This is a genomic window from Nocardiopsis sp. NPDC055879, assembly GCF_053615935.1.
In genome coordinates this window covers 218,221-233,701 of record NZ_JBSHCT010000006.1, presented here as the reverse complement: position 1 = coordinate 233,701, position 15,481 = coordinate 218,221, and the positions used below count along the sequence as shown (strand labels likewise).

The window sequence follows — 15,481 nt, the reverse complement described above, 5'->3', positions numbered from 1 at the left end:
CGCGGCACCGGGCCTCCGGACCGGTCAGGTGTCGGAGGGGAAGCGCTCGACGGCGGCGATCTGTTCGGCCATGCGGCGCAGCGCGAGAAGGAGCGGTTCGGCCAGGGTCGTGCCCAGTACCACGTACCGGACCGCCTCCTCGGGGGTGTCGACCGGAACGCCGGCGATCTCGGCCCTCGCGATGGTCCGCACGCCCTCCAGGTAGGCGGTCATGACGTCCGGGGGGATCACGAAGCCGGCCCTGTCCAGGGAATCGAGCGCTCGTGCGACATCCGTGAGGCGCTCGGGTTCGCAGGCCCCGGGTCGGAAGCCGAGACGTTCGGCGAGTCGTCGGGCATCGGCGAGCGGGATCCCATCGTCCCCCCGCGGAGCGACCGCCGCGTGCGCGGCGCCGAGCAGGTCGGCCACCTCGTGCGGTGGCTCGTCGAGGGTGGCGAGCACCTTGCGTACGCCGGCCACGCTCACCCCGGCGTCGACCAACGCACGGATCACCCTGAGCCGACGGATGTGCGCGTCCCCGTAGCGGGCCTGGGTCGCCGATGTCCGCACGCCCTGGGGCAGCAGCCCTTCCCGCAGGTAGTACTTGATCGTGGGGACGGGCACGCCGGCCTCGGCGGACAACTCTGCCATGCGCATGCTGAAACCTCCTTGCCTTGGATAGTCGCACAAGCTAATTTAGATAGTGAAACTATCCAATGATCGGAGGGGATCATGGCGAAGATCGTGTCGGGTCGCGTGACTCATCGGCATGACGGGGAACTGGTGGTCTTCCACATCGGCATGACGCTCAACCGGTGGTGGCGCCCCGACCTCTGGTTCCCGGTCCTGCGGGCCATGCGGCCGATGCTGGCCGAGCTCTCCGAGGACCCGGATTCGGGCCTGCTCGGCTACGAGCTGCTGTTCAACGGCAAGGGACCGTACGTCGTGCAGTACTGGTCCTCGATCGACAGGCTCTACGACTACGCCTCCGCGGGTTCGCTGAGCCACCGCCCGGCGTGGACGAGGTTCAACGCGATGGTGAGGAAGCACCCCGACGCCGTCGGGATCTGGCACGAGACCTTCATCGTCGAACGGGCCGAGAGCATGTACGTCGGAACGCCGGCCATGGGACTGCCCGGGGCGACGACGATCCTGCCGGTGGAGAAGCGACACCACCGTGCCCGCGCGCGCCTTGTCGACGGTGCCCTCACCCTGCCCGAGGACGGATAGCAGGGGCCGGGGGACGCGTGGGGGAGGGGGCGCGTGTGGGGGAACATGGGTGGGCCCACCGGTGCGGCCGGCGCCGACGGGTACACCCCCTCAGACCGGCCGCGCCACGTGAGGAAGGCGCGTCATGGTCTCGGCTCCGCTGATTCGAGCCCGGCCCCTCTCTTGGGCCGACCGTCGAAACCACCGGGCCGGCCCGAGGGAAGCACCCGCCTTCTCGGCTCAGGGACTCTCCCCACCAGAGGTTCCCCTCACGACCATCCGTCGACGAGGCACACCGTTTTTCGAGGTCGGTCGTGGTGGTCCTTCCCGGAGATGACCTAGACGAGGTCGACGACCTCGTGCAGGTGCAGCCGCCGGTTGAACGCACCGGCCACCCGCACGGCGACGGTGCGCGGCAGCAGGCGTGAAGCCCAGGTCATGGCCCTGAAGACGCTCCGGCCCGGGTAGGACACCGCGCGCCGCCGGGCGTAGTCGTCGAGGATGCCGGCCGCGACGGAGACCGGTGCGTCGGCGGTCGGGGGGATCGTCATGGAGGTGCCGTCGAAGAAACCGGTCGCGATCGCGCCGGGATGCGCGGCCATGACGTGGACACCGGTACCGCGCAGTTCCTCGGCCAGCGATTCGCTGAAGGAGAGCACGAACGCCTTGCTCGCGGCGTATCCGGCCTGGTAGGGCATGGGTTGGAAGGCCGCGGTGGAGGACACGTTGATGATGCCGCCGGAGCCGTGGGCGACCAGTTCGGCGCCGATCGCGTGGGTGAGGGTGAGCAGGCCGCCGATATTGACGTCGACGGAACGCAGCTGCGGTTCGAGCGGGCGGTCCAGGAACGGGCCCGCACTGCCGATACCGGCGTTGTTGACCAGCAGGTCCACGCTCAGGCCGCGTTGGTGCAGTTCTCGTAGGACCTGTTTCGGCCCCTGCGGTGCGGCGAGGTCGGCGACGATCACCTCGGTGTCGGCTCCGCCGTGCTGTTCGCTGATCTGCGCGGCGAGTTCCCGCAGCCGATCCGCCGAGCGGGCCAGCAGGACCGGTCGAGCGCCCCGCCGGGCCAGCTCCAGCGCGAGCTCCCGCCCCAGCCCCTTCGACGCGCCGGTGACGAGTGCGGTGATGCCGCGATAGCCGTCTCGCACGGAATCCTCCAGTGGTTCGAGTGTCGAAGCACTGACGCTAGCATGATGCTTCGATACTCGAAATACTTTTCGGGTGTGGATATGGCGGCACCGACTCGCGGGGAGTGGGTCACCGGGTGCTGTCGACCGTGGTCAGGGGATCGTCCTCGGCAGGAGAGGCCTTGGCGCGTGTGAGGGCGCCCTCCAGGATGGACGACACCGCTGTTCGCTCCTCGGTGGTCAGATGCCGCAAGGGGGAGGTGGCGAGCGCGACGTCCATCAGGGTCGCGCGTGTGCGCGCACCCTTCTCGGTGAGCACGGCCGCGCGTTGGCGCCGGTCCTTTGTGGCCCGCACGCGCTCGACCATGCCGCGGGCGACGAGTTGGTCGATGAGGAAGGTGAGGTTGGGGGCGTTGCAGTAGAGCCGACCCGCCAGAGCCTTCATGGTCGGCGGTTCCTGTTTCGGGTCGATCTCCAGCAGGAGCGAGGCCGTCGAGGAGGTGATTTCCAGGTCCGCGAAGGTGGCGGCCATGCGGTCACTGGTCAGCAGGAACAGCTCGTGGTTGGCCCGCACCGCACGTGCGAGGAGTCCGTCGTCCATGGCCGGAATTCTAGCGTTCGGTTTGAGCCTCGAAATAAACCATGCGATGCTTCGAGTTTTGAACTAAAATTCCGGAAGGCTCGTGGATGCCTGGATCCCTTTGCCTCGCTATCGTTGAGCGGGTGTAGGAGGTGTTTCCTTTGGTCGATCGCTGGCCGCAGGGGCACTTGCTTGAGTGGCTCGCTTGTGAGTTTTGTCCGGAAAGTGGATCAATGTCCAACTCTCAACTAGTTGCAGATTCGAGCCTGTTCTCCGGGTGAAGCTGCAGGTCAGCGAGACTGCTCCCCGCGCACGCGGGGATGGACCGAAATGCGCCGGAAGACCCGTCACCGACGCGACCTGCTCCCCGCGCACGCGGGGATGGACCCAAGGGGCGGTCTCGGCGGCCGTGCACGGCCTGCTGCTCCCCGCGCACGCGGGGATGGACCCGGGAACCAGCGTGCCTCAAGCGCATCGTCGCCCTGCTCCCCGCGCACGCGGGGATGGACCCGCGCCGGCGAACCCCGCGACGACTGGGGTGCTCTGCTCCCCGCGCACGCGGGGATGGACCCCGCTGCAACCGTCCTAGCGCGGTACTCAGAGTCTGCTCCCCGCGCACGCGGGGATGGACCCCAGAGGCCGTAAGAGGCCCGGGCGCACGGCCCCTGCTCCCCGCGCACGCGGGGATGGACCCAGCCCGGCCAGCAGGCCAAGAGCCAGGAGGAACTGCTCCCCGCGCACGCGGGGATGGACCCACGGCTACGAGGTCCCGGGTTTGGAGATCGGACTGCTCCCCGCGCACGCGGGGATGGACCCCAATTCGACACATGGCAGCCGCCGTCGGTCAGCCGCTCCCCGCACGCGCGGGGATTGAACCCTGAACGGCATGTGGCTTGGCTATGAGAATGCTGGTCAGTAGCCTGAAACATGATCGGTCCCCGCCACTACGACTGGCGGGGACCGATTCTGTTCGGCTTAGTTCGCGCGCAGACTGCTCACGAACGCAGCCCACTCCTGGGCCTTGAAACCCAAGTATCCAGCCTCACGGTTCTGTGTGTCTCGGACATCCGTGTCCCTGCCACAGCCGCGTGCCTCCACGCAGTTGCCACCCTCACCGTTGCTGTAGCTGGACTTCTTCCAACCTGCGGTCATCATGAGAGTTTGCCTCGAATCTCTTCCATCCGTGAACGCGATGCCGGTACTGGCAAAGCGAAACTTCGCAGGTCAGCGAAGATCCGCTCGTAGCTGGCCACGATCTCGGGTTCCCTGAGGGTCATGCCCGTCTTATGGCCCTCGACATAGGCGAAGGGGCTGCTGTCGGGGGCAGTGCTCAGCCTAAACGACCCTCCCAAGCCCGCATGATCCTCGGTCTCCTCAGGGACGATCTGGATGGTGATACGGGGGCGATAACTCAACGACAGCAGATGGTCGATCTGAGCGGGCATCACTTCTGACTTGGAGAATCGACGGAGGAGCACAGACTCATCCAAGAGAACGATCAGCATCGGCGGATGGTCTCGCTCTAGAACCTGCTGTCGATACAGTCGTGCTTGTACAATCTGTTCGATCTGTTCGGGTGGTATGTACGGAGATGCGAGTTCACTGATGGTTCGAGCGTATTGCTCGACTTGCACAAGACCAGGCACAAGCCCGAGGGCGTACTCGCGAATCTCGACAGCGATCTGTTCGTCTTCGGCGACTTCACGGAAGTACCCGATCATGCCTGTCGGGGAGAATGCTGCGTCCCAGGCGCTGAGCAGCGCACCGTGAGCGATAAGCGCATTATCGATCCGCTCTACTTGATCCCTCCGTGTCCCTTTTCTCCCTCCTTCAAGCTCGCTGACGGTGCTTTGCGCGATTACGGCAGCCTTCGCCAGCTCCTGCTGTGTCAGCCCTGACCGAGATCGGGTTTTCTTGAGTAGCCTGCCGAAGCGTTCCCGGGCTGGGTCGACGGATCCCACAACTCACCACCAGTATCGCTCGTCTATCAGTTTAAATCGCTAGCCATATGAATATGAACGTTCTCTGCGATGAATATAGACCATGCTCAGGGCCGGTGGAAGGGTCATTCGTAAGCGCCCTCATGCTTCAGCTCTGGATGCGGAAAGTGTCCTGAGTTGGCTCGTTCAGAGGTGCGCAAGAGAAGAGCCCCGTGGCCGAAGTGGAAGGCGGCCCCGGGGCTGTGAACCCACCCCGAACCACCCGAGGTGAGACGAATGCAGGATATTCACCCTGACTCGGCCACGCCAGAGCAGCCTTACCCGCACAAACTGCACTTTGTGGACCCGAACAGGCGCGGAGTTCTCCTGGGCAACACTTGCCCCTCCGTGCCCCTGGCCAACTGGTGTCGCACCGTACTGCCCGGTCACGCACGTCCGTTGATCCAGGTCGCCCGTGCCCTGGTCGACAACGCCCACCGTCACTCGCGCTCTGGTCTGTCCGGTGGCACCGTCCGACTCGTGATGGACCAGACCCGCCCGCTGTTGCCGCACCTGTACGTCACCGACGAAGGTCCCCGCCGTAGCCCCAGCATCACTTACCCGCGTTTGGAGCCTGACGCGGTGCACAGCGGACTTGCTCTGGTCGAACGGAACTGCGTGTACTGGGATTTTTCCTGGACCTGGGACGGGCATCGGATCCGGGCCCTCACCATGCAGGTCGTCTTCGACCTCACCGACTCCGCCCGACACTCCATGCTCACTCGCGTCGAGGCGCGAAGGAATCACTGAGCATGCCTGTCACGAGGTACTCGTTCCGGAACGAGTCGGCCTGAATTGAACGGGCCTGGAACAGCGTCGCCGCGCTCTTCCAGGCCCACAAAATCCCGAGCTCCACTCTGCACATGAGGAAGCAGGATTCCATGACGCACCCTATCCCCGCGCCCCGACGTCCGGTGGACTTTGGGCCGAACAAGTCCCGCTTCGTTTCCCCGGGGCCGGTGTGCGCTGACTGTGCGCATCGCATCTGCCGTGCCGGTCGAGCGCAGAAGCTCCCCCGACTGGGCGGGCACCGTTCCGATTTCGCTCGCGAACATCACCAGGCCGCGCAACTCCAGGCCTGCCATCCGCGCCTGCTGATCTACTTCGGAGAAGCAACCCAATCATTCTGGGGCGTGTCTCCGAGTGAGATGGTCGAAGCTCGGTCTTTCGATGAACTGCTCGTCCATTTGTGGGACCGGGCCCAGCTGATTCGCCCTCGCTGTTAAACGGGTTCTGTGCTCTGGTACGGGGTTGCTTCGTCTGGCGTAGGGTCATGCTTAGACGTGGATCTGAGAAGGTGCCCGATTTGTCTGTTTCTCAACTAGTTGCAGATTTGAGCACTCGCCCCGGATGAACCCGCAGGTCAACGAGACTGCTCCCCGCGCACGCGGGGATGGACCCCGGGACGTCGGTCAGGGCGTGGGGGACGGTGACTGCTCCCCGCGCACGCGGGGATGGACCCTCCATCATCATCGAACCCCTCATGTGAGGACACTGCTCCCCGCGCACGCGGGGATGGACCCTCGGGAGCGGCCAGAAGGTCGAGCACGGTGTCCTGCTCCCCGCGCACGCGGGGATGGACCCGACGACTACGCCCGCCGATGGCAGGCCAAGTGCTGCTCCCCGCGCACGCGGGGATGGACCCCGCACCCGGTCGGAATCGGGCCACAGGGTGCGCTGCTCCCCGCGCACGCGGGGATGGACCCGCGCGTATGACCCTGTCGGTGGACACCACCAACTGCTCCCCGCGCACGCGGGGATGGACCCGGGCCGTCCGGCCTCGGAGGCCAGGGTGTGGTCTGCTCCCCGCGCACGCGGGGATGGACCCCACCTCCACGACTGCGAGTGTCAAGGAGTGCCCTGCTCCCCGCGCACGCGGGGATGGACCCCAAGCGGTTGCAGTGGAAGACCTGGCGGTGAACTGCTCCCCGCGCACGCGGGGATGGACCCAACCAAAGCACTGCGCCTGGATATGCGCGACGTCTGCTCCCCGCGCATGCGGGGGTTGGGTCCGTACCCGCTCCGGGCAAACCAACGGACCTGACGCCAAGAGGTTCCGATGCCTTCGTGGTGTCCGGTCCCGGGGGAAGCATCACCTGAACGTCGGTGCTCGAATCGTGCGTTTTCCGGGTTTGGTCACCTCACGGTGCTAAACATGGCTCACACCTTGAACATCTGCACCAGGAGTGGCCCATGTTCTTCGAACACCTCACCGAGTTCGGTGGCCTGCCGGTATTCGACTACGCGTCTCCGGAAGAGCTGTCGGCTTCGACCCCCCGGTACGAACGTGACCACGTGGACACCGGCGCGCAGAACGCGGCCCTTCGTACCCCCGAGGCCTACGCGTGGCGGTTCCAGGTCGAGTCCTTCGAACCCGAGGAGGAGTTCGCCGACCACTTCGGTTCCTTCGTGACCGCGGCGGACACCACCGCGGTGAAGGCCATCGTGATCGGAGCCGCGGGCGATTCCGAGTTGGACGAACCCGGCGCCCCCGCCCGTGACGCGCTCCTGGAGCACGCGGACCGGTTCCCCGGGCTCAGGGCACTGTTCATCGGCGACCTCATCTCCGAGGAGGCCGAACTCTCCTGGATCCATCAGCCGGACCTGGCCCCGGTCCTGGCCGCCTACCCGAACCTGACCGAGTTCGCCGTGCGCGGCACCGGCGACCCCTACCTCAACCCGGGCAGCCATCTGGGGTTGGACATCGGACGCCACGACGCGCTGCGCACCCTCACCGTGCAGACCGGTGGCCTGCCCGCGCGCGTCGCCCGCGGCATCGACGGCTCCGACCTGCCCGAGCTGGAGCACCTGGAACTGTGGCTGGGGGTCGGACAATATCGGGGCGACACCTACCCGCGAGACCTGGCCCGCACCCTGTCGGGCGAGGCGTTCCCGCGCCTGCTCCACCTGGGGCTTCGCAACGCCGAGGACACCGACCTGTGGGTGCGCGCCCTGGCGGAGGCTCCCGTGGTGGGCCGGTTGCGTTCCCTGGACCTGTCGATGGGCACGCTCACCGACGAAGGCGCCGAAGTGCTGATCGGCGCCCCGATCTTCCGTGATCTGGCCCGGTTGGACCTGAGCCACCACTACATGTCCGAGGACATGGAGCAGCGGGTCCGCGAGGTCTTCGTGGAGGCCGACGTCGACCTGAGCGCGCAGGACCGGCAGGTCGAGGAGGGCGATTGGCGTTTCCCGTCCGCCACCGAATGAGACGGGGTTCGGACCGAGCGCGGACGTGCCACTTCTGGAGGCTCAGTCGCCGGTGGAACCCTTGGCGGCGCGGTCCTCACGGCGACGCAGCGCCATGTCGGACAGGGCGGCGAGCCCGAAGGCGATGATCATGGCGGCGAGCACGCCCAGAACCAGGACGGCGGTACCGAAGGAGGTCGGGTCGATCATGGGGGTCTCCTAGCGAGGGGTGGTCCGACACCCTCAACCGTAATAGGTGTTAACTTTCAAACCCACTGTTAGCGCGAGTGAAAAGCGCCATATCCCGAAGACACGAACGCCCGATCCCACGAAAGAGGGGCCCGAGGCACAAGGCCTCGGACCCCCTCTCGACATCGAGCGGCGACTACAGGATCGACCCCGGCGCGTACGCGGTGGCCTCGGGGTGCTCGGCCAATACGGCGTCCACTCGCGCCACCACGTCGGCGACCTGGTCGGCGGCGGCGCCGGTGAACGTGATCCGGTCGGCCAGCAGGGTGTCCAGGGCGGCCCGGTCCAACGGGAAGCGTTCGTCCTCGGCCAGCCGGTCCAGCAGCCGGTTGCCCACACCCTCCTGACGCATCGCCAACGCGGAACCCACCGCGTGCTCCTTGATGAGCTCGTGGGCGCTCTCGCGCCCCACACCGGCGCGCACCGCCGCCATCAGCATCTTGGTGGTGGCCAGGAACGGCAGGTAGCGGTCCAGCTCCGCGGAGATCACCGCGGGGAAGGCGCCGAACTCGTCCAGCACCGTCAGCATGGTCTCCACCAGCCCGTCGAAGGCGAAGAACGCGTCCGGCAGCGCCACCCGGCGCACCACCGAGCACGACACGTCGCCCTCGTTCCACTGGTCGCCGGCCAGCTCACCGGTCATGGACGCGTACCCGCGCAGGATCACGGTCAGCCCGTTGACCCGCTCGCACGAACGCGTGTTCATCTTGTGCGGCATCGCCGACGAGCCGACCTGGCCCTCGGCGAAGCCCTCGGTGACCAGCTCGTGTCCGGCCATCAAACGGATGGTCTTGGCCAGCGAGGAGGGTCCGGCGGCCAACTGCACCAGCGCGGTCAGCACCTCGAAGTCCAAGGAGCGCGGGTACACCTGGCCCACGCTGGTGAACCGCCGCTCGAACCCCAGGTGGGCGGCCACCTCGTTCTCCAGGGAGGTCAGCGCCTCGCGGTCGCCGCCGAGCAGGTCCAACATGTCCTGGGCGGTCCCGACCGGGCCCTTGATCCCGCGCAGCGGGTAGCGGGCGATGAGCTCCTCCAACCGCCCGTACGCCACCAACACCTCGTCGGTGATCGAGGCGAATCGCTTGCCGAGCGTGGTCGCCTGCGCGGCCACGTTGTGCGAACGGCCGGCCATGACGGTCTCGCCGTACTCCGCGGACAGGCGGCCCAGCCGGGCCAGCAGTGCCACGACGCGGTCGCGCGCCAGTAGCAGGCTGTCGCGTACCTGCAACTGCTCGACGTTCTCGGTCAGGTCGCGCGAGGTCATGCCCTTGTGCACGTGCTCGTGGCCGGCGAGGGCGTTGAACTCCTCGATCCGGGCCTTGACGTCGTGCCGGGTGACACGCTCGCGCTCGGCGATGGAGGCCAGGTCGACCTGTTCCAGGACCTTCTCGTAGTCCTCGACCACACCGACGGGCACGTCCACGCCCAAACGCGCCTGGGCACGCAGTACGGCCAGCCACAGTCGCCGTTCGGCGACCACCTTGTACTCGGGGGACCACAGCCGGGTCAGTTCCGCCGAAGCGTAACGGGCGGCCAGGACATCGGGGATGACGGGTTTCGCGCTCACGTCGGCCCACCCTACCGGCCTGAACTGCGATGCCGTCGGCCGGGCCGGACCTCGACGGTAGGGCCGGCCCTACCGCGAACCGATGGGTTCGGCGGATGTTCCCGCGCCCACACCGCGCCCTAGCGTTGACACCATGAGCTCCCGAAGCGTCCCCGACGCCCGAACCGCCACCCTGCCACGGGCCCTGGCCGGCCCGCGCTACCTGATCAGCGGCTGGATCTGGCGTGTCGTGGCCTACACCCTGACCACCCTCCTGGTCGGCGGGGCACTCGCGATGGTCTCGCTCCCGCTGTACACGCCGGTGATCGTGGGCCTGGCCGTGATCAGCGAGGGGGAGACCTTCGCCTCGGTCGCGCTCCTGCTCATCGCTTTGTTGATGGTGCTGTGCTTCGGCCCGCTCATCGCCATCCCGCTCGGAGCGCTGGAACGGCGCCGGCTCCGGCTCGTCCTGCCGGGCCCGGCGGGCAGCGGACACCGCGATCCGCCCGCCGGACTGTGGGGATGGGTCCGCACCCGCTACTCCGAGGCCGCGACCTGGCGCGAGGTGGCCTACGCGGTGGTGATGCTCGTCCTGTTCGTCGTCACCCTGTCACTGGTCGGGTTCCTGCTGGCCATCATGCTCGGCCTCGCGGCGAGTCCACTCATCCTCACCGCCCCGGAGGAAGCGCCGCTGAGCATGGGCCCGTTCCAGCTCTACACCAGCCAGGAGGCCCTGCCCTTCGCCCTGGCCTCACCCCTGCTGGCGGTCGCGTTGTTGTACGGCTGCGGCCTGCTGTCCTACGGGCACGGGGTCGTCGCCCGGTCCCTGCTGGTCGGTCCGCCCAAGGAGGAGCTCTACGCCGAACTCGGCCAGGTCACCGAGTCCCGGGCCCGCCTGGTCAACGCCTTCGAGTACGAACGCCGCCGCATCGAACGCGACCTGCACGACGGCGCCCAACAGCGACTCGTGGCGCTCAGCATGGACCTGGGCATGGCCCGGGTCGACCTCGACGAGGACTCACCCGCCGATCGGCGGGTGGTGGCAGCCCAGGTCAAGGCCGACGAACTCATCGACGAGATCCGCGAACTCGTGCGCGGCATCCACCCGCGCGTGCTCACCGACCGCGGCCTGCCCTCCGCCCTGGCCGAACTCGCCGACCACTGTCCGGTTCCGGTCACCGTCAACGCCGATCTGCCACGACGCCAACCCCCGCACGTGGAGGGCACCGCCTACTTCGTGGTGGCCGAGGCCCTCACCAACGCCTACAAGCACACCGAGGCCAACGCCGTCACCGTCCACGCCGATCTGCGAGAAGGGCCCCGCGGCGACGTGCTCACGGTGGAGATCACCGACTACGGCCCCGGCGGCGCCGACCCCTCGCGCGGCAGCGGCCTGACCGGTATGGCGGACCGGGTCGCCGTAATGGGCGGCACAATGGACCTGTCCAGCCCCGTGGGAGGGCCGACCAGGATTCGAGTGGAGCTGCCTTGCACGACCGACCAGCCGCAGACCCAGAGGTGACCCGGGTACCGACAGTGCTCGCCGAGGACGGTGTGCTGTTGCGCGAGGGCCTGGTCGGGGTGCTCGAACGCTTCGGCTTCCCCGTGGTGGCCGCCGTCGGTGACGGTGAGGAACTGATCGCGGCCGTGGACGAACACCGCCCCGGGCTGGTCGTCACCGACATCCGCATGCCGCCGGACTTCACCGACGAGGGCCTGCGCGCCGCCGTGCGACTGCGTCGCACCCACCCCGGCCTGGCCGTGGTGGCGCTCAGCCAGTACGTGGAGCTGAGCTACGCCACCGAACTGCTGGACTCCGGGGACGGGGAAGGCGTCGGCTACCTGCTCAAGCAGCGGGTGGGCGACGTTCGCGAGTTCGCGTCGGTGCTGCGCAACGTGGTCGAGGGGGCCACCTTCGTCGACCCCGAGGTGGTGCGCCAACTGCTGCGCCGTAGCGCCGACCCGTTGCAGCGCCTCACCGCCCGCGAACGCGAGGTGCTCGAACACATGGCCGAGGGGCACTCCAACGGGGCGATCGCGCGCAAGCTCGTGGTCAGCGACGCCGCCGTGGGCAAGCACGTGGGCAACATCCTGGCCAAGCTGGACCTGCCGCCCGACGACGGTGTGCACCGTCGGGTCCAAGCGGTTCTGGCGTTCCTGCGCGCCCAGGTCGGCTGAGGCCGCGGACCGGGCAGGCCGGAGGACCACCGCCTCCGGTGCCCGGTTCCCACCTGGTTCGGGTGTAGGTGATGAAACGGGGGGAAAGTCCCTGGAAGGGTGGGTCGGACGGGTCGACGTTTCGAGACGACGGCCTCGCGGCACAGCCCGACCCCGGCGCGAACCCCTTCCCCTTGCGCACATCCCGAGGAGAGCCGGATGCAACCGACGGTCGCCGCCCCCGAGAGCGTCACCTGGCGCGTACACCTGGACCGCTCGATGTGGGTGGCCGGAGTACGAGCCCTGATGCTCCAGGCGCTGCACCCGATCGCCATGCAGGGGGTGTGGCAGCGCTCCGACTTCCGGAGCGACCCCACCGGCCGCCTGCTGCGCACCGCCCACTTCATCGCGGTCACCACCTACGGCAGCCACACCGAGGCCGAGACCCTGGGCGAACACATTCGTCGGGTGCACCGCGCCCTGAGCTTCACCGACCCCGCCACCGGGCGCCTGCACCGGGTCGACCAGCACGACCTGCTGGTGTGGGTGCACTGCGCCGAGGTCACGTCCTACCTGGAGACCACCGTGCGCGCCGGGCTCGAACTGAGCCCCGCCGACATGGACCGCTACCTGGACGAACAGTCGCTCACCGCCGGCTACGTGGGACTGTCCCGCGACGACGTGCCGCGCAACGTCGCCGACATGCGCCGCTACCTGGCGGCCGTGCGCCCCGAACTCAAGGTCACCGAAGAGGCCCGCCAGGCGGTCCGTTTCCTGCTGTGGCCCAAGGTCCCCGAACGACTGGCCTGGCTGGCCCCGCTCAAACCACTGTGGCTGCCGGTGGGCGCCCTGTCCTACACGACCCTGCCCGCCTGGGCCCGCCACGCCTACGGGATGATCCCCCAGGTCCCGGGTGCCGACACCACCGCCACCGCGGCGCTGCGCCTGATGCGCTCCGGTCTCAACCGGGTGCCGGAGAACCTCTACAACAAGGTCTTCGACGAGGCCACCGTGCTCAGCGCCGAGGAGGCCGAACAGCGGCTACTGGACGCCGGATACCGGATGGAGAACGGTTCCGGTGCGTTGCGTTCGCTGACCCGGTTCAGCCCGCCGCGGCCGGCCCTGGCCACCGCGCGTCGCGTGGGCGCCGAGGCCCCGGAGGCCGCCGACCTGAGCGGATAACCTACAGGTCAGGACCCGATCGACGACGCTCGGGGGTGAGGGGAATCAAACGCAGGAAGCTGTGGTACGTGCTCCTCATGGGCACGTGCCTGGTGCTGTTCGCCGCGTCCGCGCCCGTCTACCACTTCTTCGGGACCGGGTGGGCGGTGGCCATGTGCGTGGTGGCCTCGGTGTTGCCACCGATCGCCATGACGGTGGGCAACATCGCCGACCCGGACGACCCGCGCGACCACGACAACCGCTATGGGCCCAACGCCGAATGAGGCCGGGGCCGCCCACGCCGGGGAAGGACGTCGAGGTCCACGATCGACCAAGGGCCCCGGGACCTCCCTGTTCCCATGCGGGCTCTTCGCCAACGCGGCGAGGTGCCGTGCCGAACGTCACGACGGGTGGACCTTGGCCTACACGCCCTGACGGCCCAGGACGCGGCGCAGCGCCGCCAGCACCAGCTCGGCCCGGTTCAGGCGGGCGTTGTGGCCCATCAGCCCGATCCGCCACACCGTCGACGCGTAGGGACCCACACCCGCGCCGATCTCCAGGTCGTACTCGCGCAGCAGCCGCTCACGGACCTTGCCCGAATCCACACCCTCGGGCACCCGTACCGACGTCAACTGTGCCAGTCGGTGCCCCTCGGCGGCGAACAGCTCCAGACCCATCTCCTGCAGGCCCTCGCGCAGGTGCGCCCCGGCCGCCGCGTGACGGGCGGCCACCGCCTCCATGCCCTCCTCCTCGATGCGGGTCAGCGCCGCGTCCAGGGAGGCCACCATCGCGGTGGGGGCGGTGTGGTGGTAGGCGCGACCGCTCGGGCCACCGCGCACGTACGCGCCGAGCAGTCCCAGGTCCAGGTACCAGACCGGCGGGGAGGGGACCCGCTGCTCCCAGGCGCGTTCGGAGAAGGTGAAGGGAGCCAGCCCCGGCGCCACGCCCAGACACTTCTGGGTGCCGGAGTAGGCGATGTCGACCTTCCACTCGTCCAGGTCCATGGGCATGCCGCCCAGGGAGGTGACGCAGTCGGCCAGCAGCAGGGTGTCGTCGGAGCGCTCGCGCAGGGCCCGGCCCAGGGCGCCGATGTCGCTGACCACACCGGTGGAGGTCTCGGCGTGCACCGCCGCGACCAGGGCGGGCGCGGGGTGGGCGTCCAGTACCCGCTGGGTGTCGACGGGTCGTCCCCACTCGTGGTCCACCCGGATCACGTGCGCGCCGTAGCGCGAGGCGACCTCGCACATGCGTTCACCGAACAGCCCGTTGACGGCGACGACCACCTGGTCGCCGGGGCGCACGGTGTTGGCGAAGGCCGCCTCCATTCCCAGGGAACCGGTGCCCGAGAGCGGCAGTGTGAGCGGATTCTCGGTGCCCCACAGGGAACGCAGCCGTCCAGAGGCGCGTTCCAACATGGCGAGGAACTCCGGGTCGAGGTGACCGAGGAGCGGGGCGGCCAGGCCCAGGGTCGCCTCGGGGTAGGGGTTGCTCGGCCCCGGTCCCAGCAGGATGCGTTCGGTGACTGACATGGGCACACACTAACCAGAGCCGTATGAGAACGGGGCAAGCGGGGGCTCATCTGTGTCTCATGCGACATTCGTGTCGTAGGTGTCGGGCCGTAGTATTCCGGCGGACGAAAAGACGTCCACACCGACTCCGGAGGCGGGTGGGCGTGAACGTGGGAGAGGGGAGCGGCATGACCGAGACGGCACGGGCCGAGAGCACCCGGCTCGAACCCGGGCGGGTGCGGATGCTGAGGGTGGAACACGACGATCCCCGCGTCCAGGGGCTGCTCGACGGCCTGCTGGGCGAGTACACCGAACGCTACGGAGCAGAGGGGGCCGCCGCCGAACTGGGCCGATACCCCGTCACCGAGTTCGTCGCGCCCCTGGGTCGTATGGTCCTGGCCGAACTGGACGGTGAGATCGTCGCCGGTGGCGCGCTGCGTCCCTACCGTCCGGAACGCGACGGTGCGCCGAGCACGGTCGAGTTCAAACGGATCTGGACCTCGGCGGCGCACCGCCGCAAGGGCCTGGGTCGGCTCATCATGACCGCGCTGGAGGACGCCGCCCGCGACCTCGGCTACCACTCCGTGATCCTCTTCACCGGGCCCTCCCAGCCCGAGGCCGTGGCCCTCTACGAACGGATCGGCTACAGGTGGGTGGACCCGACCACCATCGAGGACCTGCCCTACCCCAAGGCCGTCCCCTTCGCCCACGACCTTCGTCCCTGACCGCGGGCGTTTTCGACCGGCACGTTATGGGCAGCGCTATGTCCCGGGGTCGGGCGCGGTTCCGCCCGG

The 15,481-nt window shown here is 68.3% G+C and carries 15 protein-coding genes, 1 pseudogene and 2 CRISPR repeat arrays; of the genes and pseudogenes, 8 read left to right on the top strand and 8 right to left on the bottom strand.

Translation table 11 applies throughout. The features are described 5' to 3' along the window. Positions 1-24 precede the first annotated feature (24 nt). Positions 25-636: a MerR family transcriptional regulator gene (locus ACWGKS_RS09375; RefSeq protein ID WP_358512470.1), complete on the bottom strand. Its 612-nt coding sequence runs from the start codon at positions 634-636 to the stop codon at positions 25-27. Positions 637-711: 75 nt separating this feature from the next. Here ACWGKS_RS09375 and ACWGKS_RS09370 point away from each other — a divergent pair, with 75 nt between their 5' ends. Continuing rightward, positions 712-1,209 (top strand): DUF4188 domain-containing protein, encoded by a 498-nt coding sequence (locus ACWGKS_RS09370; RefSeq protein WP_358512467.1) that lies wholly within the window; start codon positions 712-714, stop codon positions 1,207-1,209. A gap of 317 nt (positions 1,210-1,526) precedes the next feature. On the opposite strand, the gene ACWGKS_RS09365 is transcribed toward ACWGKS_RS09370, so the two are convergent. The 4 genes from ACWGKS_RS09365 to ACWGKS_RS09350 form a co-directional block, all read right to left on the bottom strand. Continuing rightward, positions 1,527-2,339: an SDR family NAD(P)-dependent oxidoreductase gene (locus ACWGKS_RS09365; RefSeq protein ID WP_358512464.1), complete on the bottom strand. Its 813-nt coding sequence runs from the start codon at positions 2,337-2,339 to the stop codon at positions 1,527-1,529. Positions 2,340-2,448: 109 nt separating this feature from the next. Beyond that, complete coding sequence (locus ACWGKS_RS09360; protein ID WP_087100571.1) at positions 2,449-2,919, bottom strand: MarR family winged helix-turn-helix transcriptional regulator; 471 nt, start codon at positions 2,917-2,919, stop codon at positions 2,449-2,451. Between the two features lie 278 nt (positions 2,920-3,197). Continuing rightward, a CRISPR array of direct repeats spans positions 3,198-3,775; the repeat unit is 29 nt; unit sequence CTGCTCCCCGCGCACGCGGGGATGGACCC. Between the two features lie 98 nt (positions 3,776-3,873). Further along, positions 3,874-4,050, bottom strand: coding sequence for a DUF397 domain-containing protein (locus ACWGKS_RS09355; RefSeq protein ID WP_358512461.1), 177 nt, complete (start codon positions 4,048-4,050; stop codon positions 3,874-3,876). Continuing rightward, positions 4,050-4,859, bottom strand: a complete 810-nt coding sequence (locus ACWGKS_RS09350) for a helix-turn-helix domain-containing protein (protein WP_452522262.1) — start codon at positions 4,857-4,859, stop codon at positions 4,050-4,052. Before ACWGKS_RS09350 ends, ACWGKS_RS09355 begins: the two co-directional genes overlap by 1 nt. Before the next feature lie 318 nt (positions 4,860-5,177). Here ACWGKS_RS09350 and ACWGKS_RS09345 point away from each other — a divergent pair, with 318 nt between their 5' ends. Together ACWGKS_RS09345 and ACWGKS_RS09340 are read left to right on the top strand one after the other, a co-directional pair. After that, a complete protein-coding gene (locus ACWGKS_RS09345; RefSeq protein ID WP_358514171.1) occupies positions 5,178-5,627 on the top strand; it encodes a hypothetical protein in 450 nt (149 codons plus the stop codon). Positions 5,628-6,249: 622 nt separating this feature from the next. Further along, positions 6,250-6,827: direct repeats of the CRISPR family, unit length 29 nt; unit sequence CTGCTCCCCGCGCACGCGGGGATGGACCC. Positions 6,828-7,070: 243 nt separating this feature from the next. Further along, positions 7,071-8,024 (top strand): annotated as a pseudogene (locus tag ACWGKS_RS09340) (STM4015 family protein); the annotation flags it as partial. Between the two features lie 105 nt (positions 8,025-8,129). Here the strand turns inward: ACWGKS_RS09340 and ACWGKS_RS09335 are convergent. Beyond that, a complete protein-coding gene (locus ACWGKS_RS09335; RefSeq protein WP_358514167.1) occupies positions 8,130-8,276 on the bottom strand; it encodes a hypothetical protein in 147 nt (48 codons plus the stop codon). Positions 8,277-8,451: 175 nt separating this feature from the next. Then, a complete protein-coding gene (gene purB / locus ACWGKS_RS09330; protein ID WP_358514165.1) occupies positions 8,452-9,882 on the bottom strand; it encodes an adenylosuccinate lyase in 1,431 nt (476 codons plus the stop codon). Positions 9,883-10,015: 133 nt separating this feature from the next. On the opposite strand from purB, the gene ACWGKS_RS09325 reads away from it, so the two are divergent. From ACWGKS_RS09325 to ACWGKS_RS09310, 4 genes are all read left to right on the top strand, one after another. Beyond that, the gene (locus tag ACWGKS_RS09325) at positions 10,016-11,383 is read left to right on the top strand and encodes a sensor histidine kinase (protein WP_358514163.1); all 1,368 of its coding nucleotides are present in this window, start codon (positions 10,016-10,018) and stop codon (positions 11,381-11,383) included. After that, the gene (locus tag ACWGKS_RS09320; RefSeq protein ID WP_358514161.1) at positions 11,350-12,039 is read left to right on the top strand and encodes a response regulator transcription factor; all 690 of its coding nucleotides are present in this window, start codon (positions 11,350-11,352) and stop codon (positions 12,037-12,039) included. Before ACWGKS_RS09325 ends, ACWGKS_RS09320 begins: the two co-directional genes overlap by 34 nt. 198 nt (positions 12,040-12,237) lie before the next feature. Beyond that, positions 12,238-13,200: an oxygenase MpaB family protein gene (locus tag ACWGKS_RS09315; RefSeq protein WP_358514159.1), complete on the top strand. Its 963-nt coding sequence runs from the start codon at positions 12,238-12,240 to the stop codon at positions 13,198-13,200. A 44-nt stretch (positions 13,201-13,244) separates the two neighbouring features. Beyond that, positions 13,245-13,463, top strand: coding sequence for a DUF3099 domain-containing protein (locus tag ACWGKS_RS09310; protein ID WP_452522314.1), 219 nt, complete (start codon positions 13,245-13,247; stop codon positions 13,461-13,463). 138 nt (positions 13,464-13,601) lie between these two features. Here ACWGKS_RS09310 and ACWGKS_RS09305 read toward each other — a convergent pair whose 3' ends face one another. Further along, the gene (locus ACWGKS_RS09305) at positions 13,602-14,708 is read right to left on the bottom strand and encodes a pyridoxal-phosphate-dependent aminotransferase family protein (protein ID WP_358514155.1); all 1,107 of its coding nucleotides are present in this window, start codon (positions 14,706-14,708) and stop codon (positions 13,602-13,604) included. A gap of 167 nt (positions 14,709-14,875) precedes the next feature. Between ACWGKS_RS09305 and ACWGKS_RS09300 the strand changes: the two genes are divergently transcribed. Beyond that, positions 14,876-15,412 carry a GNAT family N-acetyltransferase gene (locus ACWGKS_RS09300; protein ID WP_358514153.1) on the top strand — a complete coding sequence of 179 codons (537 nt, stop codon included), beginning with the start codon at positions 14,876-14,878 and terminating at the stop codon, positions 15,410-15,412. Positions 15,413-15,481 lie beyond the last annotated feature (69 nt).